The organism is Streptomyces sp. NPDC008163, from assembly GCF_042956885.1.
GTDB classification, from domain to species: domain Bacteria; phylum Actinomycetota; class Actinomycetes; order Streptomycetales; family Streptomycetaceae; genus Streptomyces; species Streptomyces drozdowiczii_A.
In genome coordinates, this window is record NZ_JBIBHG010000019.1 from 59,071 (window position 1) to 83,552 (window position 24,482).

Below are 24,482 nucleotides of genomic sequence, written 5' to 3' on the forward strand. Positions count from 1 at the left end.
GGGCTCCAGGTCTGAAGTCCGGGCGCCTGATCCACCGAACGGTGGGTCCGGGTACGCAACCCCGCCGGGGAGGGGAGGAGCATCGGACTCCTCGCCTCCCCGGCGGGAGCCGCGTTCACCTACGGAAGCACGATGTCGCGCCCGTCCCCGCCGTCCAGGGTGTCCTTCCCCGTGCCGCCGCAGACGAAGTCGTCGCCGCCCTCGCCGTGCACCACGTCGTCGCCGGAGCCGCCGAGCAGGACGTCCCGGCCGTCCCCGCCCATGACGTGGTCGTCGCCGGTGCCCGCGTACACGATGTCGTCACCCTCGTATCCCTCGATCATGTCGTCGCCGCTGCCACCCCACATCCGCTGGTTGCCGCTGTCGCCCATCAGGTGGTCCATGCCGTCGCCGCCGTACAGGGTGGCTGGTCCCATGACCATGTCGTCCCCGGCGTCGCCCAGCACCGTGCGGGCGGTGTGGGCGTGCAGGACGTCGTCCCCCGGGCCGCCGCTGACGGTGTTCATTCCGGGGTCGAAGGCGGCGACCGTGTCGTCGCCGTCGCCGAGGAAGACGTCGATCCTGTCGGGCCGTGAGCTGTCGGCGGGCAGTTCGCAGACGACCACGGTGGGGTCCTCGGCGCCGGCGTACGCACAGTGCTCGCCGGGTTCGAGCGGGACCGCGTCCCGGAAGCCGATCCGGCGGATTCCGTCGCTCGTGTACATCGGATAGATGTTGAGGTCGTTGGTCTGTCCCGAAGCGGCGGTGAAGACGATCGACTGCCTCTCCCAGTCGGCCCCGACACGCGCCTTCGCCTCGGTGACGGGGGCGGCGACGGAGCCGGCGGCCGCGGGGCCGACGGCGAGACCGGCGGATAACAGCGTCACCGCGAGGGCGCTGACGGCGGCTCGGTTGCGGTTCATGAGACCTCATCTCAGGGGGGCGGCGGTGGGGCGGGTGGTGAAGGCAGTCTCCCGTGCCGGCCCGAATCCGCAAGAGCGCGAACCGACGCGGCGCCACGGTCCGGCTTGTGATCGACTCGGACTGTTTCATTGACATGTCCCGTGAAAGTCGTACCGTTGGGAGCGCTCCCACGACAGCTTTGCCACTGGAAGGAGTTCCCCCCACATGCGTAACAAGAGTCCGTTAGCCGGGCGTTCGAGGCCGCACTTCCGCCGGCCCCTCCAGGCACTCGTCATGCTGTTCGCCGTCGTCGTCGGCGCGTTGGCCTGGTCGGCCCCGGCCCAGGCCCACGGCACGATCGTCGACCCCGCGAGCCGCGCGTACAAGTGCTGGGAAACATGGGGCAGCAACCACATGGACCCGGCCATGCAGACGCAGGACCCCATGTGCTGGCAGGCATGGCAGGCCAACACCGACACCATGTGGAACTGGATGAGCGCCCTGCGGGACGGCCTCGGCGGCCAGTTCCAGGCGAAGACCCCCGACGGGACGCTCTGCAGCAACAACCTGTCCCGGAACGCCAGCCTGGACAAGCCCGGGGCGTGGAAGACGACGACGGTCGGCAACAACTTCTCGGTGCACCTGCGCGACCAGGCGTCCCACGGTGCCGACTACTTCAAGGTCTACGTGAGCAAGCAGGGCTTCGACCCCAAGACCCAGACCCTCGGCTGGGGCAACCTCGACTTCATCACGCAGACCGGCCGCTATGCGCCGGCGCAGGACATCACGTTCCCCGTCCAGACCTCCGGCTACTCCGGACACCACGTCATGTTCGTGATCTGGCAGGCATCGCACCTCGACCAGGCTTACATGTGGTGCAGCGATCTGAACTTCGGCTGAGCCGGGGAACCCCGCACCGGGCCCCGTCGGAGCAGGCGCACCCTGCCCCGACGGGGTTTCCCGCTCAGTACACCGTGTCCTGCTGATCCGGTACGACACTGCCGTCGCCACGCCGCACGGGCGCGAGGGTGCCGTCCGGTTCGGTGTAGGCGGCGGTCGAACAGGGATAGGCCGTGGTCCGGCGGGGCAGCGGCTCGATGAACATGGGGTTCACGACCCAGCGCCCGTCGGCGTTGTCGTAGGCCCGGCACATCACCTCGTTCTTGTTGCGGTTGAGCACCAGGTGCGCGCCCGTGGCATCGCCGACGAACGTCACATCGGTGTCGGCGTCACCCCCGCCGAGCGCGATCCGCCGGTGGGGAGACTGCTGGTTCCAGGCGGCCCGGCCCTTGATCCCGAAGATCTCCTGGTTGATCCAGCAGCGCTTGCCGTCGATGTACGGGATGGCCTCGCCCTCGGTGACGCCCACGCCGCCGCAGCCCTCGTTGCTGGTCGTGATGCGGCCCTTGCGGTCGAGCACCGACCGGATGGCGACGGTGTGCGCGCGGTCGATTCCGATGCCGCGCGACCACACCTCCGTGACCGGCTCGGAACCCGCCGAGACGATCCAGACGTCGAATCCGGCCTTCTGGAGCGTCCGCACGAGGTCGCGTTGCTGTTCGTAGTACCGCACATAGGCGGGAAGGACGTGGGTGCCGACGGTACGGGTCGCCCCGACCGGTGCGGCGAGGGCCTCCGCCCGAGCGGCCTCGGTGTACGCGCGCAGCTCGGGAACGGTGTGTCCGGCGAACAGCTGAGGCACCCACGCGTACTGCGGCACGGTGCGCCGGTGGTTCCACGTCCCGGCGAAGGCGGCCTCCCCGCTCATCGTGTGGCCGTCCTCACGGATCTGGAGGATCTCGTCGGCACAGCGGGCGTTGGTGGAGGTGGGCAGGGGCGTTCCCGCCTTCACCCCGGTTCCGCAGGCATCGGTGAGGGCCTTGTCCGCAGTGCTGGTCAGCCACTTGCTGGTGTCCTTCCAGCTGGCGGGCCGGAGGATCTTGTCGTGCCGCAGGGACCAGCTGATGGTGGCGTCGGTGACGTCGTTCTTGGTGATGGTGTTGTCCCAGTCGAACGCCGCGACCGGGCGCGGTCCACCTCTGCCGCGGCAGGTGCCGCGCTCGTCGATCACGCGCTGCAGCCGGGCCCGGTTGTCGCCGTACCAGGGAAGGCCGTCGGAGAGCTGAGGGCAGCGGGACGTCGGCGCCGCCGGCACACGGCCGGCCGGTGCGGCCGACACGGGGCCGGCCGCGGTTGCGACCGCGAGTGCGGCCGTCACGGCCGAGGTCCGTGCGAGAACAAGTCGGGTACGCATGCGAGTGGACCGTACATCAATGTTTCGGCGATGTAGAGAGGGCACGCGGCGCCGTCCGCGCCCCCGAGGGGACGCGGACGGCGCGGGCACGCGGGTGCCGGGTCAGCGCTCGGCGGCTCCCTTCGTGGGGCTGCCCGTGAAGGTGAACTGCGAGCCCGGCTCGACGAGCAGGTCGCCGTCGCGCGAGTTCGAGATCGTCACGTTGGAGAGGGTCGCGTCACCGCGGGCTCCGCTCATCGCGAGGATGCCCGAGCCGTTGTTGGACTTGTCGATGCGTACGTCGGAGATCTTCGTCCCGGTGTACTGGCCGCCGCCCGTCTTGAACTGGATGCCGTCGTACGTCGAGTCGAGGATGTCGGTGTCGCGGATGGTGACGCCCGGGATGCTGGTCGCCTGCGCGAAGAGCGTGATGGCGCCGAACTCCTGGTCCTCGTTCCAGAACGCCCCGCCGGTGCGGGTCAGCGTGTTGCCCGCGATGAGCGTCTGGCCGCTGAAGGGGATCGGGTCGTGGTCGGTGGCGAGCATGATCCCCGGGTAGTTCATCGTGTCGGAGACGACGTTGTTCTCGATGGTGTTCCCGAAGCCGCCGTAGACCGCGATCCCGTTGGCCCGCCAGGGCAGTTGAATCGTGTTGTTGCGGAAGTGGTTGTTGGAGCCGATGTCGACGGAGGTGTCCTTGACGTACTTGCTCGACCAGACGGCGAGCGAGTCGTCGCCGGTGTTGCGGAAGGACGAGTTGTACACGGTCGAGTTACGGGTGCCGTTGGTGAAGTTGATGCCGTCCGCGTACGTGTCGCGGATCCGCATCCCGTTGAACTCCAGGCCGTCGCCCGGCCCCCACAGCTCGGGGATGTTGGAGTAGTCGCGGCCGACCCAGACACCGACGTTGGCGTGCTCGATCCACACGTTGGTGATCTTGGTGTTCTTCCCCAGGCGTCCGTTGATGCCGACGCCGCCCTCCGCGTTGCCGTCACCGCCGCGGATCCGCCCGGAGCCGAAGATGGCCAGGTCGGAGATCTGCGTGTTGTCGTCGATGTCGAAGCCGAAGTTGCCCTCGTGCGGGTGGTTGATGCCACCGGCGTCCTGCGGCTGCGTGAGGGTGTAGAGCTGCGAGTACCACATGCCGGCGCCCACGATCTTCACGTTCTTGATGCCGACCTGGTTGTACTGGCCGCGGTGCTGCGGGTCGGGGGTGAGGATCTTCTGCTCCTGGCGCCACTGCCCGGCCGGGATCCAGACGCAGGAGATCTGCCCGGCCTGGTCCGCCATGACGGCGCGCTGGAGGGCGTCGGTGTCGTCGATGCCGTCGTTGGGGACGGCGCCGTACTCGGTGATCGAGGTGCAATCGGAGGGCTTCGCCTTCGCCGGGGCGACCTGCTCCAGGTCCACGAGGTCCACGATGTAGAAGGCCGCGGAGTCCCCGGCGTCGCGCTGCAACCGGAACTTGGTGCCCACCGGATAGGTCTGGGTGAGCAGCGCGTTCGACTCGTCGAAGAGGCGCCGCGCGTCCCCGCCGGGGGTGTTGGTCAGACCCTCGGGGTCGTCGGTCGAGCCGTAGAGCCACGAGTGCTTCGAGGAGAGGTCGAGCTTGCGGACGAACTTCCCGTCCGCGTAGAGGCTGAGCGTCGCGGCCTGCCCGCCGCCCCCGGCGGCGTCCGGGATGGAGTTGCGCACCACGATCGAGTTGGTCGGGTTCGTGGAGGTGAACTCGACGTACTCACCGGTGTTGTCGAGCCGCACCGACTTGCGCCCGCTGGACTCGGTGGCGAAGTTGGTGTGGCCGAAGGTGCGCTTGGCGTCGCTGGTGAGCAGCTTGCCGGTGTACGTGCCGTTCTCGGCCTCGTACTCGGTGTACGGCACGGCGGCGCCCCGGCCCACGACGATCGAGCGGGCGAAGGTGTTGTTGTTCTCGTCGGTCTCGGCGACGGTGTTCGTCGCGTCGGCGCTCGCACTGAGCGTCGCGCCGCCGTTGGTCGCGGTCCAGGTGCCGGAGACCGGCACCTGCACGGAGGCGCCCGCCGCGACGGCGGGGGTGGTGCCGTTGAGCGTGGTCGTCCCGGCCGTCAGCCGGGTGACGGTGCCCGCCGCGACGGCGCTCGTGCCGCGGTTCTTGACGGTGACGGTGAAGCTGACGCTCGCCCCGCTCGCCGGGCTCTCCGGGTTGGTGGCGATGCCGGTGACCTGGAGGTCGGGCCCGGGGCTCTGCGTGACGACGAGCGGCGTGGCGCCCGCCCGGCTGTTGTTGCTGTCGTCCTGCTCGACGACGGTGTTGTTCGGGTCCACGGCGGCGGAGACCGCGTAGGAGCCCTGCGGGTGCGTGCCGGTGTTCACCGTGACGGTCGCCGAGGCGCCGGCGGCGAGCGCGCCGACGGCGGCGGTGCCCGCGACGGTGCCGTCCAGGCTGACGGCGACGGTGGTGGCGGGGGAGGCGGCCGTACCGGCGTTGCGGACGGTGGCCTTGACGTTCACCGCGTCCTTCTCGGACGGGGAGGCGGGCGTCCAGCTCAGGTCGGTGAGGGTGAGATCGGGGTTGGGCGCGGCGGTGCCCACGACCTCGACCTCGGCGATCTGGCCGCCGGGCGCACCGGAGTTGGCGCTGAGCGCGAGCCGGAGGTCGGCGGCGCGGCCGGAGACCGGGATGGTGACGGTGTTCTTGTTGCCCGCCGGGCTGAAGTCGTAGTTCGCGCGCGCCTTGAGCGTGGTGAAGGCGGACGCGCTCTGGCCGCGGCCGCTCACCTCGATCGCCTGCGTCCGTGCGCCCCACGCGGTGTCGGGGTTGAGCTTGACGACGACGGCGGAGAGCTCCGCGTCGGCGCCGAGCTTCACGGTGAGCTGCCCGGGCAGTCCGGCGGACTCCCAGTACGTGTTCACGTTCCCGTCATTGGCGTTGGCCGGGATGAAGGTGTGGACGTAGCCGTTGGCCTCGACGGGCTTGCCCTTGGCGAGGTTGGTGCCGGTGGGCGGGGTCCCTGGGTCGCCGGGGTCGGTTCCGCCGTCCGCACCGCGGACCTCCAGCTCCGAGAGCTGCGCGGCCTGCCAGCCGGTGTTGGCGGTGATCTGCACGCGGACGTACCGGACGTCGGTGGCGCCGAAGCCGATGGTCACGGCGCCGGCGGCGGAGGGGGTGAAGGTGCGCTTGGCGGAGCCGGAGAGGGTGCTCCAGGTGTCACCGTCGGTGCTGCCCTGCACGGTGAGTGTCTCGTCGCGCGCCTCCCACGTCGTGGGCAGCTTGAGGGTCACCTCGTCCACGGACGTCTCGGCGCCGAGGTCGACACGCACCCACTGCGGGAAGGAGCCGGCGGGCCCCTCCCAGTAGCTGCCCTGGTTGCCGTCGGTGACGTTGCCCGCGCCGTACTCGGCGTTGGCACCTCCGGCGGTGGCCGGGCGGCCGAGCGCGAGGTTGGGCCCGGCGGCAGCGGCCCGGGGCGCGGCGGCGTGCGCCGTGGCGGGGAGGAGTCCGAGGGGGATCAGACAGGCCGCGAGCAGCCCGGTGACCAGCCGTCGGACGGATGACTTCCGTCTCATGCTGTCCTCTGTTCGGAAGGGGTGGGGAGAGGGCCGAGGTGGGGTGAAGTCCCGTGATCAGAAGAGGTCTTGATTGTTTTTTGAGTGAACTAGTCAAGGTTTTGCGGTTGCTTGGAGATAGATTTCTGACAGGTTAAAGATTTGTCAACGGTTCTGACCGCGTTGTGACACTCAGCGGTCGGATATGACGCACTGTGCGGCAATCGGACCAGGAGCCGTCGCGCGCCGGAAGGTCACCCCCTACGCGGCACTCGCTGCCGCCGGGGTCGATGAACTCAGCCGGGTCCCGGCCGCGTTGGGTGACCTGCAACCGCGCCCGGGGCAGCCTTCGCGTCCGTCGGCGGGGTCCGGCACCGGAGGCGATTCACCGCGATGGCCGTTCCCCGGCGACGACGTCGCTGTAACGTCAGCCACGGGCCCTCGCAGGAAGGGTCGTCGAAGTAGGGGGAGGACTGTGCCTGACATATCCCGGCGAACACTTTTGGGCGGCACCGGGGCGGCCGCCGCATCAACACTTCTCACGACAACCGGAACAGCTCAGGCCGCGGACACCGCCGGTGGCGAGGACGGGCGCACACCGCAAAGAACCTCGAAGGAGGCCGAGACACTGATGGCCAGTGGCAGTCAGACCCTCAAGTACGTTGCGTACATCGCGAGTCCGGACATGGAAGTGCTGAACGACGCGACGTTCGGCGTCGGCGCGGAGACCGCCGACATGTGGGCGTATCTCGACGATGCCACGGCACGCCTCCAGGCGAGGCACCCCTCGTATTCCTTCACCCCTCGTCTCGTCCGGTACGACCAGGTGACCACCGAAATACCGCGCCCGTAACGGACACTGCGCCGGCCCGTCCCCGTTGGGCCGGCGCATGCGCCGGACCGTCACCGCCGGGGCGGTCGACCGGCGGCCGGGACCGGCTCCCCGGACCATGTGCCGCCTTCCGCGAGAGGGCTCGGGAGGGGAGTGAGCCCGAGCACCCCCGTGGCGGCCTCGGTCGCGAGGCGCTGCCACTGGCGGGCGTGGCGGATCATGGTGTGGCCTCCGTGCGCCATGCGAAGGCCGTAGGCGTGCGCTCCGGCGGCCTGAGCGCGGGAGAGGTAGGCCCAGGTGTCCGTTGCCCGGGTGATGCGGTCGCTCTCGTCGTGGAGGGCGATCACCGTGCGACCCCCCACATGGGAGGCGGGCTCGTCCGGCGGGCACCAGGGGGCCAGCGCGATCACGCCCCTCACCTGCGGATCGGCGGCCGCGCGGAGAGCTGCCCGAGCGCCCATGGAGTGACCGACGAGCACGACGGGGACGAGGCCCGCGATCTCGTACAGCTCGCTCAGCGCGCGGCGGGCGTCCGCGACGGGGTGGGCGTGGTGGCCGTTCCAGCCGCGGTGGAGGTAGCGGACGTTGCCCACGAGCACGTCCTCCTGGGCGACGGCCCGCTGGATGCTCCGGGCGAAGGGCTTCATGCGGAGGGCGGGGAGGTTGAGCGCCGCAGGAGGTTCCAGCGCGTCGGCGCGCCCGCCGTGGAGCAGGAGAACCGCGGCCCGGGCGCGCCGCACCGGGCGGTCACCGCCGACGAGTACGAGAGACGCGACGTCGGCGGCGCCGTTCGGGTGATCGGGGAAAGACATTTCCTGCCGTCCTGGTGCTCGGCATGCGGGCCACCGTTGTGTTCCGTGCTCAGAGTGTATGGAACTCCCGCCGCAGCGCGGTGAATCCGCGCTCCACGCGGCTGGGATGGACGCGGTTGGTGAGCAGGATCGCATAGCGCCCGGCCGCCGGGTCGAGCCACAGGCTCGTGCCGGTGAAACCCGTGTGACCGTACGACGCCGGGCCGAAGGTGTCGCCCACCGGGGATCCGGTCGGGTCCTGCCCCTGCCAGGCCAGGGCGCGCCGCAGGTTGAGGTGGTCCGTGCGCGGAGCGGTCATCAGCGTGAGGGTGTCCGGCTCCAGCAGCGGGGGACCGCCGTCCAGCAGACTGAGCGCGACGCGTTCCAGGTCCGCGAGCGTGGAGAAGAGGCCGGCGTGTCCGGCGACGCCGCCGAGTACCACCGCGTTCTCGTCGTGCACCTCGCCGACGACGGTCCGGCCGCGCCAGGGGCAGGCTTCCGTGGCCACCGCGCGCACCCGCTGGGCGGGAGCCGGACGGAAACAGGTGTCGGTGAGGCCGAGAGGTGCGCACACCAGCTCGCTCATCAGCTCGTCCAGGCCCCGGCCGGTGGCGTGTTCGGCGATGAGGCCGAGCAGGATGAACCCCTGGGAGGAGTAGGTGACGCGGGTGCCGGGCGCGGCGGTGCGCGGCAGTGTGCCGAGCGCCGTCAGCAGGGACTCACGGGTCGGGTGGTCGCGGTAGAGCGGCACTCCGCCCGGCAGCCCCGAGGTGTGGTCGAGGAGTTGGGCGATCGTACGGGGAGCGTGCGGGCTGTCCGCGTAGCGGGCCAGATGCTGTCCGACGGTGTCGCCGAGGCGGAGGTCACCCCGGTCCACCAGCGCCATGACGACCAGGCCCGCCAGCGGTTTGGTCACGGACGCGAGGTCCCACAGGTCCTTTCCGTCCAGCGCGGGCCCACCGTGTGCGCGGGTGCCCGTCCAGCCGCGGTCCCACGGTCCTTCCGCGTCGCCGAGCGACCAGGCGGCACCGGAGTAGAGACCGCGCGTCCGCCCGTCCTCCAGCAGCCGGCGGCGGGAGGCCGACCGCGCCCCGGAGGCCGTCGGGCCGTTCGGGCCGGGGGCAGTCCCGCGCGCCCCGGAGGTCGTCGCCACGTCCCGGTCCGCGCTCACCGTGACTCCTCCGTCCTGCCGCTGCCACTCGTCCCCGCGCCGGGTCCCGTATCGCGGTCGGGGCCCGGCACCAGTCCGAGCCGTACGCCGGGCTGCGCGGCCAGGCCCGCCGAGACCGCGGCGGCGGCCGACCGCACCATCGGACCGTAGAGCCGCGCCGCCGCCTCGTCGAGCGTGAAGGCGAGACCGCTGAGCACGAGGGCCCCCACCGCGCGGCCGTCCGCATCGCGCACCGGGGACGCGAGCGCGCGCCGGTCGAGCCAGGCGTCGGTGCCGTCGAAGGCGTAGCCGTCCCGGGCCGCGGCGGTCAGGATCGCGCGGGTCACCTCGTCCACGGGTGCACCGTCGGGGGCGGTGGACAGCGGTGCGCTCTCCGCGTCCGGCAGGGCGGCCAGCAGGGCGAGGCCCGCCGCTCCGGCGGTCAGCGGTTCACGGAAGCCGGGGTTCAGGCCCAGGCCGAAGTCCTGCGCCGGAGCGCGGACGTCCAGGTGGACCACCATGCGGTCGTCGCGGACCACGTACGAGGCGAACAGCCCGGTGCGCACGCGGAGTTCGTCCAGAACGGGTCCGGCCCGGCGCAGGGCGGCGTCGTCGGCGAGGGCGCCCGCGGCCAGGCCGAGGAGCCGGGGTCCCGGCCGGTAGCTGCCGCCCGGGCCCGGCTCGGCGTAGCCCGATGCGGCGAGGGCGCGCAGCAGCCGGTGCACGGTCGGCTTGGCCAGCCCCGTACTCCGGGCGAGGTCCGCGAGGCGGTGCGGGGCGCCCGCCCCGGCGAGGGCCGTCAGGACTTCCATCGCCTTGTCCACCGGGCCGGGCGCGGGCGGTGCGCTGTCCCCTCCGGTGGCGTCCACGGGCGCCGCGGCGGAGGTCTGCTTCTGCGAACGACTGTTGACCGGTTTCCCCATGTGGCCTACCTTACCCGAACTGCATTCCATTCACCGGAACGAGTGTGTTGCCCAATGGAACGAATACGTGAAGGGGGAGGCGGCCCGGGACTCGGGTACTCCCGCCGTTCGGTGCTGCGTCTGAGCGGCCTCGCGGTGCCCGCCCTCGCGGCCCCCGCCCTGCTGACCGGGTGCGGAGCCCCGTCGGCGGCCTCGGCCGGCAATGTGCTGCGGGTCTCCCAGACCGGGGACCCGAAGACGATGGACCCCCACAAGCAGGGCGACATGACGTCGATGAACGCCCTGATCAACATGTTCGACACGCTCACCACACGCGGCCGCGACAACACGCTCCAGCCACGGATCGCCCTGTCCTGGAAGGCCGTTGAGCCCAAGGTGTGGCGGTTCGAGCTGCGCCGGGGCGTCACCTTCCACAACGGGGAGCCGTGCGACGCCGAGGCCGTCCGCTTCAGCATCGAGCGGTTGCTCGACCCCGCGACGAAGTCGCCCATCGTGGAGCTGCGTTACGTCGAAGGCGTCAAGGTGGTCGACCCGCACACGGTCGACGTGCGTACCTCGGTCCACGACCCCATCCTCCCCGCGAAGCTGTCCCTCTTCGGTGGCGTCGTGGTACCTCCGCGCTACCTCGCGAAGGTCGGCGACGAGGGCTTCGCCGCACACCCGGTGGGCACCGGCCCGTTCACGTTCCGGCACTGGCAGCGCGACCACGAACTGCGCCTCGCCGCCTTCGACCACCACTGGCAGGGCCGCCCGCACGTCGACGAGCTGGTCTTCGTACCCGCCCCCAACTCCTCTTCCGCACTGGCCGCGTTGCAGAGCGGCGGCGTCGACATCGTGGCCGGCATGACCCCCGACGCGGCACAGCAGCTGGCCGGCTACCCGGGCGTGCAGATCGGCCACCACACCGGCATCCGCACCTCGTACCTGTCGCTCGACACCCTCACGGAGGGACCGCTGCGCGACCGGCGCGTACGGCAGGCCCTCAACCACGCCATCGACGTGCCCCTGCTCATCAAGGCCGTGCTCGGCGGGAAGGCCACCGAGGTCCCGGCCATGATCCCGCGCGGCGCCTTCGGTTTCGACGAATCCGTGAAACCCTTCGAGCGTTCGCTCGCCAAGGCCCGCGCGCTGCTCGCCGAGGCCGGGCACCCCGACGGCATCAGCACCTCGATCACCGCCTCCAACCTGGACGCGAACGTGGCCGAGGCCATCGCCGGCCTGCTGGCCCGCGCCGGTGTCCGGGCCAGGGTGAACCTGCTCGACCCCGGCACGTACTCCCAGCGCCTGACCTCCTCCAACCACGGTGCGCTCGGCCCCGTCTATCTCGCCGCGTCCACCGTCTGGACCATGGACGGCGAGAGCATGCTCCAGTCGAACGTGCGCAGCGACCGGCGGCAGAGCCGCTGGCACCACAAGCGCGCCGACCAGCTCGTGGACCGCGAGGAACTGTCCGTGGACCCGTCCGTGCGCCGCCGCGCCTTCTCCGAACTCCAGCAACTGATCAAGGACGAGGCGCCGTTCGTCCCCCTCTACCAGATCGACAACATCTACGTGCACAACACCCGGCCGAGCTGGACGCCCGGCGCCGCAGGGGTGCTGGACATGGCGAGCGCGAAGGTGGCCGTGTGATGAGCCAGACCCTGACCGCGCCCGGCGTACGGCTCTCCGGGCCCAGCCGTGCCTGGACCGTGCTGCGCCCCGCCGCCTCCCGGCTCGGCACCGCGCTCCTGGTCCTGCTGTGCACCGCCACCGTCGTGTTCTTCCTGGTACGCCTGTCCGGCGACCCGGTGAAGGTGATGCTGCCTCCCGACGCCACCGCCCAGCAGGAGACCGTGCTGCGGCACAGCCTGGGCCTGGACCGGCCGCTGCTCACGCAGTACCTGGACTACCTGTGGGGCCTGCCGCGCTTCGACTTCGGCGACTCCCTCTTCTACAACCAGCCGGTCCGCGCGGTCCTGGCCGACCGCATCCCCGCGACGCTGCTGCTCGCGGCCGGCGCCCTCGTGGTGACGCTGGTGATCGCCCTGCCCGCCGGCACGATCGCGGCCATGCGGCGCGGCAAGGCCGCCGACCGCGGTGTCATCACGGCCGTCCTGATCGGCCAGTCGACCCCCGCCTTCTGGGTGGGCATCCTGCTCATCCTCGTGTTCGCCGTCGGCCTGCACGCGCTGCCCGCCTCCGGATACGGGACCTTCGCCCACCTCGTACTGCCGTCGGTCACCCTGGCCGTCTACTCCGTCGCCGTCGTCGCACGGCTGCTGCGCTCCTCACTGATCGACGTGCTCGGCTCCGACCACATCCGTACGGCACGCGCCCGCGGCCTGGGACCGGTCCGCACCGTGGTCCGGCACGGACTGCGCAACGCCTCGCTGCCCGTGGTGACGGTCGTCGGGCTGGAGATCGGCAGCCTGCTCGGCGGCGCGATCCTCACCGAGCAGGTCTTCTCCTGGCCCGGCGTCGGCCAGCTGACCGTACAAGCCATCGCCAACCGCGACTTCCCCCTGGTCCAGGGCACCGTGCTGCTGTTCGCCGCCACCTTCGTCGTGGTGAACCTGCTCGTGGACCTGTCCTACGGCCTCCTCGACCCGAGGGTGAGGAACTCCCGATGACCACCACCGCCCCCGCGGCCCTTCCCACCGCCCCCGCCCCCGTCACGGCCCAGCCCTCCGTGCTGCGCTCACTGCTGCGCAACCGGCTCGCCGCCGTCGCGCTCGTCTTCCTCCTCCTGATCGTCGTGTGCGCGCTGTTCGCACCCCTGATCGCCCCCGCCGACCCGGCCGCCCAGAACCTCCTCGGCAGGCTCCAGCCCCCCGCCTGGCAGTCCGGGGGTGACAGCGCCCATCTGCTCGGCACCGACCAGCTCGGCCGCGACCTGCTCTCCCGCGTCGTCTACGGCACCCGGGTCTCCCTGCTCGTCGGTGCGGGCGCGGCGCTGCTCGCCGGGGTGATCGGCACCGTCGCCGGTCTCGCCTCCGGGTACCTCGGCGGCTGGACCGACCGGGTCGTGATGCGGTTCGCCGACGTCCAGCTCGCCTTCCCCGCGATCCTGCTGGCGCTCGCCGTCGTCGGATTCGTCGGCTCGGGCCTCGGCTACGTCATCCTCGTGATCGGTGTCACCGGCTGGGTGTCGTACGCCCGGGTGGTGCGCTCCGAAGTCCTTTCGCTGCGCACCCGCGACTTCGTCACCGAGGCCCGCGCGATCGGCGTCGGAGACCTCGCCATCATGCGGCGCCACCTGCTGCCCAACGTCATGGCGCCGCTGGCCACCATCGGCACGCTGCACATCGCGTCCGCCATCGTCGCCGAGGCGTCGCTCAGCTACCTGGGCCTCGGCGTCCCCAAGGAGACGGTGACCTGGGGCGGCATGCTCGCCGACGGACAGCTCTACCTCGGCACCTCCTGGTGGATCGCCGTCTTCCCCGGCATCGCCCTGATGCTCACCTCGCTCTCCATCAACATCCTGGGCGACGCGCTGCGCGACGTCGCGGACCCGAAGGCGTACCGCCGATGACCGACTCCGCACAGACCCCGCCCGCCGAGCCCGTCCTCGAATTCCGGGACCTCCGCGTCGACTTCGCGCTCGCCTCCTCCACCGTGCACGCCGTACGCGGAGTGAACCTCTCGGTCGCCGCCGGCGAGACGCTGGCCGTCGTCGGCGAGTCCGGCAGCGGCAAGTCGGCCACCGCGCTGTCCGCGATGCGCCTGAACCCGGAACCCCCGTGCGTGTACGCGGGCGGCCAGGTGCTGCTCGACGGCCGGGACGTACTCGCCCTGCGCGAAAAGGAACTGCGCAAGATCCGCGGGGCCCGGATATCCATGGTCTTCCAGGACCCCATGACCAGCCTCGACCCCCTCCAGCGGGTGGGGGACCAGGTGGCCGAGGTGCTGCGGCTGCACGGCGACCACACCCGGACCGAGGCCCGCCGGGCCGCGCTGACCGCGCTGGACGAGGTCGGCATCCCCGACCCGGAACGGCGCTACGGCCAGTACCCGCACGAGCTCTCCGGCGGTCTGCGCCAACGCGTCATGATCGCCTCCGCACTCGTGGCCCGCCCCCGCGTCCTCATCGCGGACGAGCCCACCACTGCGCTCGACGTGACGGTGCAGCGACAGATCCTGGAGCTGCTCGTACGGCTCCAGCGACGCCACGGCATGGCCGTCCTGCTCATCACCCACGACCTGGGCGTCGTCGCCGAGACGGCCGACCGCGTCGTCGTCATGCGGCACGGCGAGGTCGTCGAGACCGGCGACGTCGAACAGGTCTTCACGCGCCCCGCCGCCCCGTACACACGCGAGCTGCTGGCCGCCACCCCCCGACTGGAGCCCGTCGCATGACCACGACCCCGCTGCTGGAGATCGAAGGACTGCGCAAGGAGTTCCCCGGCCGCCCGCCGAGCGTCGCCGTGGACGACGTCTCGCTCACCGTCCGGGAAGGCGAGACGTACGCCCTCGTCGGCGAGTCCGGCTGCGGCAAGACGACGCTCACCAGGCTGCTGCTGCGCCTGCTCGAACCCACCGCGGGCAGCGTACGGTTCGACGGCACGGACCTCCTCGCCCTGAAGGGGGCGGCGCTGAGGCCACTGCGCAGGCAGATGCAGGTCGTCCTCCAGGACCCGTACTCCAGCATGAACCCGCGCCTGCGGATCGCCGACATCATCGGGGAGCCGCTCGTCACCCACGAGGAGTGGGCCCGCGGGCGGCGCGGCCGGACGAAGGTACGCGACCGGGCCGGGGAACTCCTCGACGCCGTCGGACTCGACGCGGGCATCCTCGACCGCTATCCGCACGAGTTCTCCGGCGGACAGCGTCAGCGCATCTCCATCGCCCGGGCCCTGGCACTGGAACCCCGCCTGGTCGTGCTGGACGAACCGACGAGCGCGCTCGACGTCTCCGTGCAGGCCCGCGTCCTCGACCTGCTCGCCGACCTCCAGGCACGCCTCGGCCTGACCTACTTCTTCATCTCGCACAACCTGGCCGTGGTGCGCCAGATCGCCGACCGGGTGGCCGTGATGCGACAGGGCCGCATCGTCGAGTCGGGCACCGCCGACCAGGTGTTCACCGCGCCCGGTGACGCGTACACCCGGCGCCTCCTGGACGCCGTGCCCGTTCCCGGACCCGGCCGCCGGATCCTGGGAGGCGTCGGCGCGTGAGGCCCGCACTAGGCCCCCGAAAGCACCAGCCCCGCCGCCCCCAGCAGGGTGCCGGTGTCCGCGGCCTCGCCCAGGACCACGGTGGGCAGCTCGCCGCCGCCGAGCGCGTCGGCGCGCAGCCGCGACTCGACCAGGGCCCGGAACCGCTCGCCCCCGTCCAGGGCCTCGCCGTGCAGCACGAACAGGCCGCACGCGAACAACTGCTGGACGGTGGCGAGCCCCAGCACCAGGTTCTCCGCGTACCGGTCGACAAGACGGGCGGCGGCCGGCGCGTCGGACGCCACCAGACCCGCCAGAGTCGCCTCGCCCCGGGAGAAGCCGTGCTCGGCTGCCCGCTCACGCAGCCAGCGGGTCGTCGCCACGGTCTTCCAGCAGCCACGCCGCCCGCAGGTGCAGAACTCACCGCTCGCGGTGACCGTCATATGGGCCCCGCTGCGACCGCCGGGCGGAGCGAGCACCTCCCCCTCGTAGAGGATGCCGACGCCGAGGACATCACCGGTCGCGACCGAGGCGAACGAGCGCCGGCCCCGACCCGCACCGAACCAGCGGTCACCGAGCACCTGCACACGCGCCCGGTGCTCGACCCGCACGGGCGCCCCCGACAGGTCCGCGAGCCGGTCGGCGACCGGGTGGCCGCGCAGCGCCGGCGCGTCGTTCACCTCGATGATCCGGCCCGCCACGGGGTCCACCACACCCGCCGCCGCCACGCCCACCCCGAGCAGCGACTGCCCCTCGAAGACCGCCGCGGCCTCGCGCAGCGCCACGTCCACGAGGGAAGGATCCGCGCCGGCCGGGTCGAAGCGGGCCTCCGCCCGCGCCCGCACGGCTCCGGCGCGGGTGAGCAGCGCGGCACGCACCAGACCGGGCAGCACCTCGACGGCGCCCAGCACACCGCCGTCCCGACCGGCCGGCTCGTCCGGCCGCGGGTCGGGAACCAACCGCAAAGGAATACGTTCATGCGCCATGCGCCGACTCTGTCATGCCCCCGGACCGGGGAGACAGCGGCATGACCCACCGCAATCTCACCGAGACCACCTGGCGCGAGACACGGGCGGCGGCGCCCGAGGCCATCGCCGTCCTGCCGATCGGCTCGCAGGAGCAGCACGCCGAGCACCTGCCGATGGGCACCGACACGATGCTCGCCGACGCCGTGGTCACCCGGGCCCTGGCCCTGCTCGACGAGCGCGCCGCCACCGGGGAGGCCGTGCCCTCCCTCGTACGCCTGCCGACCCTGCCGTACGGACACAGCCCGCACCACCTGTTCGCGGCGGCGCTCACACTGTCGGCGCCGGTGCTCGGCATGGTGCTCGACGAACTCCTCGACTCGCTGGCCGCCTGCGGCTACCGCCGGGTCCTCGTCGTCAACGGCCACGGCGGCAACGACGAGATCATGCGGCTCGCGGTCAAGCGGTTCGCGCTGCGCGCCGACGTGACGGCCGCCGCGTGCTCGTACTGGACGCTCACCGACACCGGCGAGCCCACCGAAACGGCGGAACCGGACGGTCTGGTGCCCGGACACGCCGGCTGGTTCGAGACCTCGCTGATGCTGGCCGCGCAGCCGGCGCTGGTACGCGCCGAGCGGTCCGGCAACGCGCCGGTCGAGCCCCCGCCCCTCTTCGACAAGCCGCCCTACCCCGGACTGACCGTGGAGCGGCACGGCGAGTGGGAGCGGGTGGGCGGTGCCACCGACGACGCCGCCGGTGCCGACGCCGGGCACGGCGAACGCCTGCTCGACCGGCGCGCCCGCGGCCTGGCCCGCGCCGTCCTCGCCTTCGACGCCGCGTCGCGCCCCCTCACGTGACCCCCACCACCCCACACAAGGAAGTGCACATGAAGATCACCGAGGTCGACGTCCACGTCGTCAACCTGCCCCTGGTCAACCCCTTCACCAGCTCCTTCGAGACGAAGACGGGAGAGACGCGCACCGTGGTGCGCATCCGGACCGACTCCGGCGTGGAGGGCTGGGGCGAGACGATGTGGGGCCGACCGGTCGCCGCGATCGTCCGCGACCTCGCCGAGGACCTGATCGGCACCAGCCCGTTCGCCCTGGAGGCCTTCCACCGCCGCCACCACATGGTGCCCTTCTTCTACGGCTACCTGGGATACGCCGCCCTCGCCGCCATCGACGTCGCCTGCTGGGACGCCATGGGCAAGATCACCGGGCAGTCGGTCACCGACCTGCTGGGCGGCCCGGTGCGCGACGAGGTGCCGCTGACCGCCCTGATCACCCGCGCCGACGCCCCCGGAACCGGTGCGAAGGACCTGCCGCGCGCCCTCGCCGAGCACACCGAGCGCGTGGTCGCCGAGGGCGGCTTCACGGCGGTGAAGCTCAAGGGCACCAAGGACGTCCAGGGCGACGTCGCGATCCTCCGGGCCGTGCGCGCCGCGCTGCCCGAGGTGAACCTGCGCGTCGACCCCAACGCCGCCTGGTCGGTGCCGGACTCGATCCGGGCCGGGATCGCGCTGGAGGAACTGGACCTGGAGTACCTGGAGGACCCCTGCGTCGGGATCGAGGGGATGAGCCAGGTCCGCCAGAAGGTACGCATCCCGCTGTGCACCAACATGTGTGTGGTCAGGTTCGAGGACTTCGCGCCCGCGATGCGGCTGAACGCCGTCGACGTGATCCACGGTGACGTCTACAAGTGGGGCGGCATCTCCGCGACGAAGGCGCTGGCCGCACACTGCGAGACCTTCGGCCTGGGGATGAACCTGCACAGCGGCGGCGAACTGGGCATCGCCACGGCGGCGCACCTCGCGGTGGTCGCCAGCACCCCGGTGCTGTCGCGCGCCATCGACTCCATGTACTACCTGCACGCGGACGACATAATCGAGCCGCTCACGCTGTCCTGCGGCAGCCTGCGGGTCCCGGACGGACCCGGCCTCGGGGTCACCGTCGACGAGGACAAGCTCCGCCACTACGCGGGGGTCAACGCCGCGGAGGGAGACCTCACCAAGTGACCGACGACAGCCCCCTCACCCCGCGCAGGGCCGTCACCACGGCCGGGGCACCGGCCCCGATCGGCGGCTACAGCCAGGGCATCGCCGCCGGCCCTTACCTCTTCACCTCCGGCTTCGGCCCCCAGGACCCGGCCACCGGCGAACTGGGCGACACCATCGAGGAGCAGACCCGCCAGGTCCTGGCCAACGTGAGCGCCCTCCTCGCCGCCGACGGGCTCACACTCGACGACGTGGTCAAGGCGACGGTCCACCTCCAGGACGTGCACCGCGACTTCGCCGGCTTCGACCGCGTGTACCGGGAGCACTTCGGCGAGCCGAGGCCGGTGCGGACCACGGTCGGCTCCCAGCTGATGGGCATCCTCGTGGAGATCGACGTGGTGGCGCTGCGCCGCGCGTCCTGACCGCGGGCACGCGTCCGGGCCGGCCCGTCCGACGACGAGCCGGCCCCGGCCGCGATGCCGCCCCCGCCCGGCCGGGGGTCGCGCCACGCCTCGTAGGATCGGCGCATGGTGGCCTTTGTACCCTCGTTCGTCTGCTTCTTCCTGTTCTGTGTCGGTGTGGTGCGGGACCGCCGCCGACTGAGCAACGCGGTCCTGCTGGGCCTGTCCGCCGTCTTCGCGGTGATCGGGCTCCTTCTGCATCTGGCCTCCGAGCGGGCCCAGTTGGGCCGCGACCTGGTCGTCGTGCTGCTGACCCTCGCGGGCGTGGGTCTCGTCACGCTGGCGTGGTTCCTCATCGCCAACGGAATCACCATGGTCCGCAAGGAGGGCAGGAGCCCGGCGAACCTGCTGTCCCTGGGCGCCGGCGTCGCCCTGGTCGCCCTGCTCTCGCTGCTGATCGTCTCGCTGGTCCTGCACACCCACACGCTTCTGGTGGTGGCGGCGACGGCGGTGGCCCTCGCCGGATACGTCGCCTTCCTGTTCCTCTGTTTCCTCGTCTACGGAAGCCTGTACGGGCGTCTGCGCATCCGGCGCCGGACGGACTACGTGGTGGTCCTCGGCTCGGGCCTGATCGGCGGCACCACCGTGCCCCCGCTGCTGGCCGGCCGCCTCGACCGGGCCCGCAAGGAACACTCCAGGCTGTCCCGTAAGGGCCGGCGCCCGGTCCTGCTCACCTCGGGAGGACAGGGCCCCGACGAAAAGCTGCCCGAGTCCCACGCCATGGCCGACTACCTGGTCGCCGAGGGCTTCCCCGCCGACCTGATCGAACGCGAGGAGCGCTCGACGACCACGGACGAGAACCTGACGTTCAGCAAAGCCCTGATGGAGCAGGCGAATCCGGACTACCGCTGCGTGATCGTCACGAGCAACTACCACGTCTTCCGCGCCGCGATCACCGCCCGCCGCACCGGCGTCCGGGGACACGTGATCGGCGCCCCGACAGCCGCGTACTTCTGGCCGAGCGCCATGATCCGCGAGTTCGTGGCCCTGCTGGTCGCCTACCGACGCACCAACGCCGTTCTCTTCCTCCTCGTCCTGCTGAGCGGCCTCTTCATCTGGTGGCTGGGGTGACCGGAAGAGGCGCGCGACGGCTCGCGGGCGCGCTGGTCGTGGCCTGCCTGCTGCTCGCCGGCCCCAGCGCGTCGAACGGTGCCTACACGGCCGGGCCGCTGCCGCCCGGCGCGCCCAGGGAAGTCGTGCCGAACCGTGTCATGACCTGGAACATCTGCAACCCCTGCAGGGGAAGCGGGCAGAACGGCGGCAGGGCGGCCGAGATCGCCACGTACGCACCCCAGGTCATCGGCCTGCAGGAAGCGTGCGTGGGTGACGTCGAGAGGATCCGGGACTACCTGCGGTACCGGTACGGGCTGGCCTACCACGTCGAATACGGCTCGGTCCTGCCGAGCTGGAGCCGGTGCGGAGGCCTGCCATGGAGCCCCGGGGGCTTCGGCCAGGCCATCCTGTCGGCCACCCCGATGACCGACCGGGTCACGGCGGAGTACCCCCACGGCGGCTCCGAGGACCGCGGGTACATGGCCGTCACGACCCTCGTGGACGGCGTGCGCGTCCGCGTGTTCAACACGCATCTGGCCGAGCGGCGACAGGCACCGGTCCGCGCCGCGCAGACGGAAGTGCTGGCCAAGGCGGTCGCCCGGTACGACCGCACGATCGTTCTCGGTGACTTCAACGCGACGCCGGACGCCGCCGAACTCGACGTGATGTGGGGGGTGGCCAAGGACGCGGACCCCGGGTGCGGCCCGTCGGGGCCGGACACGTGCGAACCGACCACCGACTGGCGCAGCAAGTTCGACTACGTCTTCCTTCGCGGCTTCGAATCGCTGGAGCAGCGGGTCCACCCCACCCCGTGGTCGGACCACGATCTGGTGCAGGCCGATCTGAGTCATGCTTGGGGCCACACGGGGAAGGAAGGAGGGTCCCAGAGCTAGGGAGGCTGTTGTGGAGCGGGATCGGATCGGACTGGCAGAGGTGCTCGCCGCAGCCGAGGCTGCCGCACCGGTGCGCTCCCTCGACGTCGTGGCGCGAATTCTGCGCGAGCGGTTCGGAGCGCGGCATGTGTCGTTTCTGTTCGTCGACGTCGTGGGCCGGCGACTGCTGCGAGTCCATGAGGAGGGGACGACGGCACGAGAGCATGGCGCCGACCAGGTGCTCTTGGCGGGCAGTGTGTACGACGAAGTACTGCGGACCCAGAAGCCGGTCATCGCGCTCGATGGCGAACAGGGCCGACGGGTGCTCGCCCCGGGTGACCAACCGCGGGGACGCCATCGGCGTGCTGGAGCTGTATCTCGCCGATGCCTCGGAGGACGTGCTGGAGCAGGTCGCGGAGGTCGCGCACGCACTGGCCTACGTCATCGTCACCGACCGTCGCTTCACCGACCTCTATCACTGGGGCAATCGCACCGCCTCGGTCACCCTGGCCGCGGAGATCCAGCGCCAGCTCCTGCCCTCCGCACCCTCCTGCGAGGCACCCGAGTTCACCCTCGCCGGGGCCCTGGTACCGGCCTCCGACATTGCCGGTGACACCTACGACTACAGCCTCGATGAGCACACTCTGCACCTCTCGATCACCGACGCCATGGGCCACGACGTCGACGCCTCCCTCATGGCCACCCTGGTGGTCAATGCCTCCCGCGGCGCCCGCCGCGCGGGCCTGGACCTTGCCGAACAGGCCCGCCAGACACACCGGGCGCTCCTCGACCACGGCCGCCGCACCTTCGCCACCGGGCAGCTCCTGCGGATCGCCCTCGACGGCACAGGTGCCGAGCTGGTCAACGCCGGCCACGTCTGGCCGCTGCGATTGCGCGACGGCGCGGTCGAGGAGATCCGCCTGAACATCAATCTCCCCTTCGGCGTCTCCTCGCAGAGCTCCTACCAGGTACAGGACCTCGACCTGCGCCCTGGAGACCGCATCCTCCTCTACACCGACGGCATGCAGGAACGCCAGGCGACAGCCGTCGACCTGCCCGGCCTTCTCCGCGACACCGCCGACGAGCACCCCCGAGAGGCGGTAAGCGCCATGGTCAGCGCGGTCACCGAAGCCTGCGACGGCCATGTGCAGGACGACGCCACCGTCCTGTGCCTGGACTGGTACGGCCCGACCCGCGCGAGATGAGCCCCGACGTCCGGCGCAGGAACAGCAACCCCGCGGGTCACGACACCTGGGCCGCCCCTCGCCCCGTCCGCAGTTCCCGGCCGTTGGCCAGGTCTTCCGGGTCCAGTGACAGGGATACGGCGGCCGTCGCGCCGACGTCCGCGAGGCTCGCGGCGTCGGGCAGCAGCTCCACGCCGTCCGCGTGGGGGCGGTGGATGAGCACGGGGACGTACTCGCGGGTGTGGAAGGCGTGCCCGGCCGTCGGGTCGTTGCCGTGGTCGCCGGTCACGATGAGGCGGTCGCCCGGTGCGTCGAGCAGGGCGACGAGCGCGGCCAGGCCCGCGTCGGCCCTTTCCAGGAGGCGTCCGTAGCGCTCGGTGTCCTGCTGGTGCCCGGCCAGGTCCGTCTCCTGGATGTTGGATACCACCAGGCCGTCGCCGCAGGCGCGTACCGCTTCGAGGGTGTGCGTGAGGACGTCGGCGGTGTCCACGGCCGGGTGCCGGACCGCTGCCTCGCAGGCCAGGATGTCGGCGGCCTTCCCCACCAGGGTGACCGGGATGCCCGCGCGGGCGGCCAGGTCGGGGAGCTGGCGGGTGTGGTCGATCCGGGCGCCCAGGTGCTGCACTTCGAGGCCGCCGTTGCGGTAGAAGCCGGTGGCCGGGGTGTCGAGGCCGACCGTGCCCTCCTCGCCGGCCCGGACGAACCGCTCCAGCGGGCCGTCCGCGTGCCCGCCCACCGCGATGACCCGCGCCACGGGAGCGACGGCGCGCACCGTGCGGGCCACGGCGAGGATGCCGCCCGGCCCGTCGAACGCCAGGTCCTCCAGCCGCCCGGAGGCGTTCCAGTTGATACCCGGGTCGGCCTCCAGGTTGTCGTGGACCAGCACCGAACCGTCCACGACCAGGAGCGGCCTGCCGTCCAGCCGCCCGACCCGGTGACCGGCCCCTTCGAGCGCGGCGGTCACCTCGTCGATGTGGTCGGCGAGCCGCGCCACGGTCACCCGGCTGAAGTCCGCCCCCATCATGGTCTGGTGGCCGGCAAAGGTGTCGGCGCCCGGATAGCCCAGCGCCGCCCGGCCCGCGGCGACGGGCAGATGGGTGCGCCGGGCGAGATCGGGGTGCGGGTGGACGAGTCCGAGACCCAGCGAACCCAGCACGGGCAGCCGCAACGGGCGGCCGAACGCCTCCCTGCAGTGGTCCAGCACATGTCCGCAGGTGTCGGCGGTCAGATCGCCGGGGCGCGTGGTGCCCGCGTCGGGCATGGCGCCGATGCCGAATCCGTCGATCACGACGATGACGGTCTTGGCCATGAGGTGCCTCCTCAGCTCAGGGACCGGCCCTGGGCGTCGTACAGACCGTTGAGACGGGGTGCACCGGACGAGATTCCGGAGACGACGGCGACGGTCGAGCGGGTGACGAAGATCTGGGTGCGGAAGGCGAGCAGCGCGGTGTCGCCGGTACGGACGTCCTGTCCGGGCGCGGGCGCGTGGAGCAGCCGGTAGTAGTCGATGTTCTCGGCGGGCGCGTCCAGCACGCCCAGCCGTGCCCCGGTGCGCGGCAGCAGGGCGCTCGTGATGTGGGAGCGGGCGTAGAACCCGCCGCCGAAGACGGCGGGGCGCCCGTCGTCCAGGGTGTGGGCGACCTCGGTGACGTACACGTAGGCGGGGATCTCGGGCTGCGCCGGGTCGAGTGCGTGCAGTGGGGTCGTGCCGGTCAGGGCGTGGCCCGGCTCGCCGTGGGTGGCGCCGAGGCCGGCGAGGAGCGGCAGGGAGGCCATCGACGTGGCGCTGGGGGCGCTCAGCAGCAGGTCCGTGTGGCCGCGGGCGGCGAGTGCCTCGCGGGCCTTGAGTGCCAGGGCGAAGTTCGGCGTGGCGTACGGGGCCCCGCTCGCCGGGTCGCACAGCACGCACGGGAAGGCGGTGACCCCCGCGATCCGGATGCCGGGCAGCCGCTCGGCGGCATCCGCGAAGGTGTCGAGCCGGCTGAGCGGGACTCCGCCCTCCTGACCGGGGTAGACGCTTCCCTCGGCGCCTTCGAGACGGATCAGGACGTCTTGGACGAACCCCAGCCGGCGCGCGGTGTCGGAGACCGCGCGGGCGTTGTCCAGGTCGTAGACGGTGACGGTCTCGGGGCGCCACGCCAGCATCTCGGGCAGGGCGCGGCGCGGGATCTGGACGAGGTGGCCGAGGTTGCCGGCCCGGGCGCCTGCGGCGTGCAGGGTGCGTGCCTCGGGCGGGTCGATGGCGGCGTACCGGGGGATGTGCCGGGCGACGGCCCGGATCAGTTCCGGGTTGCGGCCGAACTGCTTGACGACGAACCAGAGGGACACGCCCAGCCGTTCGGCCTCGGCGGCCAGCAGCGCGGCGTTGGACTCGACGGCGTCCAGGTCCATCACATAGGTGTCCGGCGGGATCGCGCCCTCGTCGTGGAGTGCGGCCGCGGCCTCGACGAGCCCGGGATTACGGGTCAGTACGGTGTCGAGGAACACGG

21 protein-coding genes and 1 pseudogene are annotated in these 24,482 nt (G+C 71.7%); 13 read left to right on the forward strand and 9 right to left on the reverse strand.

Annotated features, from left to right (window positions below):
* Positions 1–119: 119 nt before the first annotated feature.
* The gene (locus tag ACFZAT_RS31835; RefSeq protein WP_391269132.1) at positions 120–902 is read right to left on the reverse strand and encodes a calcium-binding protein; all 783 of its coding nucleotides are present in this window, start codon (positions 900–902) and stop codon (positions 120–122) included.
* Positions 903–1,176: 274 nt separating this feature from the next.
* On the opposite strand from ACFZAT_RS31835, the gene ACFZAT_RS31840 reads away from it, so the two are divergent.
* On the forward strand, positions 1,177–1,782 hold the full coding sequence (locus tag ACFZAT_RS31840; protein ID WP_391269134.1) for a lytic polysaccharide monooxygenase: 606 nt from the start codon (positions 1,177–1,179) through the stop codon (positions 1,780–1,782).
* A 64-nt stretch (positions 1,783–1,846) separates the two neighbouring features.
* Here the strand turns inward: ACFZAT_RS31840 and ACFZAT_RS31845 are convergent, their stop codons facing one another.
* Positions 1,847–3,136: a haloacid dehalogenase-like hydrolase gene (locus tag ACFZAT_RS31845; protein WP_391269137.1), complete on the reverse strand. Its 1,290-nt coding sequence runs from the start codon at positions 3,134–3,136 to the stop codon at positions 1,847–1,849.
* A 102-nt stretch (positions 3,137–3,238) separates the two neighbouring features.
* Positions 3,239–6,661 (reverse strand): CARDB domain-containing protein, encoded by a 3,423-nt coding sequence (locus ACFZAT_RS31850; RefSeq protein WP_391269138.1) that lies wholly within the window; start codon positions 6,659–6,661, stop codon positions 3,239–3,241.
* A gap of 610 nt (positions 6,662–7,271) precedes the next feature.
* On the opposite strand from ACFZAT_RS31850, the gene ACFZAT_RS31855 reads away from it, so the two are divergent.
* Positions 7,272–7,493, forward strand: a complete 222-nt coding sequence (locus ACFZAT_RS31855; RefSeq protein ID WP_391269140.1) for a hypothetical protein — start codon at positions 7,272–7,274, stop codon at positions 7,491–7,493.
* 50 nt (positions 7,494–7,543) lie between these two features.
* Here the strand turns inward: ACFZAT_RS31855 and ACFZAT_RS31860 are convergent, their stop codons facing one another.
* From ACFZAT_RS31860 to ACFZAT_RS31870, 3 genes are all read right to left on the reverse strand, one after another.
* Positions 7,544–8,284, reverse strand: a complete 741-nt coding sequence (locus ACFZAT_RS31860; protein WP_391269141.1) for an alpha/beta fold hydrolase — start codon at positions 8,282–8,284, stop codon at positions 7,544–7,546.
* A 49-nt stretch (positions 8,285–8,333) separates the two neighbouring features.
* The gene (locus tag ACFZAT_RS31865) at positions 8,334–9,329 is read right to left on the reverse strand and encodes a serine hydrolase (RefSeq protein WP_391269209.1); all 996 of its coding nucleotides are present in this window, start codon (positions 9,327–9,329) and stop codon (positions 8,334–8,336) included.
* Positions 9,330–9,430: 101 nt separating this feature from the next.
* Positions 9,431–10,336 (reverse strand): helix-turn-helix domain-containing protein, encoded by a 906-nt coding sequence (locus ACFZAT_RS31870; RefSeq protein ID WP_391269143.1) that lies wholly within the window; start codon positions 10,334–10,336, stop codon positions 9,431–9,433.
* A gap of 54 nt (positions 10,337–10,390) precedes the next feature.
* Between ACFZAT_RS31870 and ACFZAT_RS31875 the strand changes: the two genes are divergently transcribed.
* The 5 genes from ACFZAT_RS31875 to ACFZAT_RS31895 are packed head-to-tail and all read left to right on the forward strand — an operon-like array spanning position 10,391 to position 15,486.
* Positions 10,391–11,965 (forward strand): ABC transporter substrate-binding protein, encoded by a 1,575-nt coding sequence (locus tag ACFZAT_RS31875; RefSeq protein ID WP_391269145.1) that lies wholly within the window; start codon positions 10,391–10,393, stop codon positions 11,963–11,965.
* Entirely contained in the window at positions 11,965–12,945 is a 981-nt protein-coding gene (locus ACFZAT_RS31880; RefSeq protein ID WP_391269147.1) for an ABC transporter permease subunit, read from the forward strand. Before ACFZAT_RS31875 ends, ACFZAT_RS31880 begins: the two co-directional genes overlap by 1 nt.
* On the forward strand, positions 12,942–13,847 hold the full coding sequence (locus ACFZAT_RS31885; RefSeq protein WP_391269151.1) for an ABC transporter permease subunit: 906 nt from the start codon (positions 12,942–12,944) through the stop codon (positions 13,845–13,847). Before ACFZAT_RS31880 ends, ACFZAT_RS31885 begins: the two co-directional genes overlap by 4 nt.
* A complete protein-coding gene (locus ACFZAT_RS31890; protein ID WP_391269153.1) occupies positions 13,844–14,671 on the forward strand; it encodes an ATP-binding cassette domain-containing protein in 828 nt (275 codons plus the stop codon). Before ACFZAT_RS31885 ends, ACFZAT_RS31890 begins: the two co-directional genes overlap by 4 nt.
* Positions 14,668–15,486 (forward strand): ATP-binding cassette domain-containing protein, encoded by an 819-nt coding sequence (locus ACFZAT_RS31895; protein WP_391269155.1) that lies wholly within the window; start codon positions 14,668–14,670, stop codon positions 15,484–15,486. Before ACFZAT_RS31890 ends, ACFZAT_RS31895 begins: the two co-directional genes overlap by 4 nt.
* 8 nt (positions 15,487–15,494) lie before the next feature.
* Here ACFZAT_RS31895 and ACFZAT_RS31900 read toward each other — a convergent pair whose 3' ends face one another.
* Entirely contained in the window at positions 15,495–16,451 is a 957-nt protein-coding gene (locus ACFZAT_RS31900; RefSeq protein WP_391269158.1) for an ROK family protein, read from the reverse strand.
* A gap of 41 nt (positions 16,452–16,492) precedes the next feature.
* On the opposite strand from ACFZAT_RS31900, the gene ACFZAT_RS31905 reads away from it, so the two are divergent.
* The 6 genes and pseudogenes from ACFZAT_RS31905 (at position 16,493) to ACFZAT_RS31930 (ending at position 22,014) form a co-directional block, all read left to right on the forward strand.
* Positions 16,493–17,287 carry a creatininase family protein gene (locus ACFZAT_RS31905; protein ID WP_391269160.1) on the forward strand — a complete coding sequence of 265 codons (795 nt, stop codon included), beginning with the start codon at positions 16,493–16,495 and terminating at the stop codon, positions 17,285–17,287.
* 29 nt (positions 17,288–17,316) lie between these two features.
* Positions 17,317–18,444: an enolase C-terminal domain-like protein gene (locus ACFZAT_RS31910; protein WP_391269162.1), complete on the forward strand. Its 1,128-nt coding sequence runs from the start codon at positions 17,317–17,319 to the stop codon at positions 18,442–18,444.
* Positions 18,441–18,845 carry a Rid family hydrolase gene (locus ACFZAT_RS31915; RefSeq protein WP_391269164.1) on the forward strand — a complete coding sequence of 135 codons (405 nt, stop codon included), beginning with the start codon at positions 18,441–18,443 and terminating at the stop codon, positions 18,843–18,845. The genes ACFZAT_RS31910 and ACFZAT_RS31915 overlap by 4 nt, the downstream gene beginning before the upstream one ends.
* 105 nt (positions 18,846–18,950) lie before the next feature.
* On the forward strand, positions 18,951–19,955 hold the full coding sequence (locus ACFZAT_RS31920) for an ElyC/SanA/YdcF family protein (protein WP_391269167.1): 1,005 nt from the start codon (positions 18,951–18,953) through the stop codon (positions 19,953–19,955).
* The gene (locus tag ACFZAT_RS31925) at positions 19,952–20,830 is read left to right on the forward strand and encodes an endonuclease/exonuclease/phosphatase family protein (RefSeq protein ID WP_391269169.1); all 879 of its coding nucleotides are present in this window, start codon (positions 19,952–19,954) and stop codon (positions 20,828–20,830) included. Before ACFZAT_RS31920 ends, ACFZAT_RS31925 begins: the two co-directional genes overlap by 4 nt.
* 10 nt (positions 20,831–20,840) lie before the next feature.
* A pseudogene (locus tag ACFZAT_RS31930) lies at positions 20,841–22,014 on the forward strand (PP2C family protein-serine/threonine phosphatase).
* A 37-nt stretch (positions 22,015–22,051) separates the two neighbouring features.
* Here ACFZAT_RS31930 and ACFZAT_RS31935 read toward each other — a convergent pair.
* Positions 22,052–23,302: a phosphopentomutase gene (locus ACFZAT_RS31935; RefSeq protein WP_391269171.1), complete on the reverse strand. Its 1,251-nt coding sequence runs from the start codon at positions 23,300–23,302 to the stop codon at positions 22,052–22,054.
* Between the two features lie 11 nt (positions 23,303–23,313).
* The gene (locus ACFZAT_RS31940) at positions 23,314–24,480 is read right to left on the reverse strand and encodes an alanine racemase (protein ID WP_391269172.1); all 1,167 of its coding nucleotides are present in this window, start codon (positions 24,478–24,480) and stop codon (positions 23,314–23,316) included.
* Between the last annotated feature and the right edge of the window lie 2 nt (positions 24,481–24,482).

What these genes read in the sequence shown, in the direction of transcription:
- ACFZAT_RS31895 (WP_391269155.1), top strand. Translation starts at nt 14,668, where the DNA reads ATGACCACGACCCCGCTGCTGGAGATCGAAGGACTGCGCAAGGAGTTC.
- ACFZAT_RS31860 (WP_391269141.1), bottom strand. Translation starts at nt 8,284, where the DNA reads ATGTCTTTCCCCGATCACCCGAACGGCGCCGCCGACGTCGCGTCTCTC.
- ACFZAT_RS31920 (WP_391269167.1), top strand. Translation starts at nt 18,951, where the DNA reads ATGGTGGCCTTTGTACCCTCGTTCGTCTGCTTCTTCCTGTTCTGTGTC.
- ACFZAT_RS31870 (WP_391269143.1), bottom strand. Translation starts at nt 10,336, where the DNA reads ATGGGGAAACCGGTCAACAGTCGTTCGCAGAAGCAGACCTCCGCCGCG.
- ACFZAT_RS31855 (WP_391269140.1), top strand. Translation starts at nt 7,272, where the DNA reads ATGGCCAGTGGCAGTCAGACCCTCAAGTACGTTGCGTACATCGCGAGT.
- ACFZAT_RS31905 (WP_391269160.1), top strand. Translation starts at nt 16,493, where the DNA reads ATGACCCACCGCAATCTCACCGAGACCACCTGGCGCGAGACACGGGCG.
- ACFZAT_RS31890 (WP_391269153.1), top strand. Translation starts at nt 13,844, where the DNA reads ATGACCGACTCCGCACAGACCCCGCCCGCCGAGCCCGTCCTCGAATTC.
- ACFZAT_RS31845 (WP_391269137.1), bottom strand. Translation starts at nt 3,136, where the DNA reads ATGCGTACCCGACTTGTTCTCGCACGGACCTCGGCCGTGACGGCCGCA.
- ACFZAT_RS31900 (WP_391269158.1), bottom strand. Translation starts at nt 16,451, where the DNA reads ATGGCGCATGAACGTATTCCTTTGCGGTTGGTTCCCGACCCGCGGCCG.
- ACFZAT_RS31910 (WP_391269162.1), top strand. Translation starts at nt 17,317, where the DNA reads ATGAAGATCACCGAGGTCGACGTCCACGTCGTCAACCTGCCCCTGGTC.
- ACFZAT_RS31875 (WP_391269145.1), top strand. Translation starts at nt 10,391, where the DNA reads ATGGAACGAATACGTGAAGGGGGAGGCGGCCCGGGACTCGGGTACTCC.
- ACFZAT_RS31885 (WP_391269151.1), top strand. Translation starts at nt 12,942, where the DNA reads ATGACCACCACCGCCCCCGCGGCCCTTCCCACCGCCCCCGCCCCCGTC.
- ACFZAT_RS31835 (WP_391269132.1), bottom strand. Translation starts at nt 902, where the DNA reads ATGAACCGCAACCGAGCCGCCGTCAGCGCCCTCGCGGTGACGCTGTTA.
- ACFZAT_RS31935 (WP_391269171.1), bottom strand. Translation starts at nt 23,302, where the DNA reads ATGGCCAAGACCGTCATCGTCGTGATCGACGGATTCGGCATCGGCGCC.
- ACFZAT_RS31840 (WP_391269134.1), top strand. Translation starts at nt 1,177, where the DNA reads ATGCTGTTCGCCGTCGTCGTCGGCGCGTTGGCCTGGTCGGCCCCGGCC.
- ACFZAT_RS31880 (WP_391269147.1), top strand. Translation starts at nt 11,965, where the DNA reads ATGAGCCAGACCCTGACCGCGCCCGGCGTACGGCTCTCCGGGCCCAGC.
- ACFZAT_RS31850 (WP_391269138.1), bottom strand. Translation starts at nt 6,661, where the DNA reads ATGAGACGGAAGTCATCCGTCCGACGGCTGGTCACCGGGCTGCTCGCG.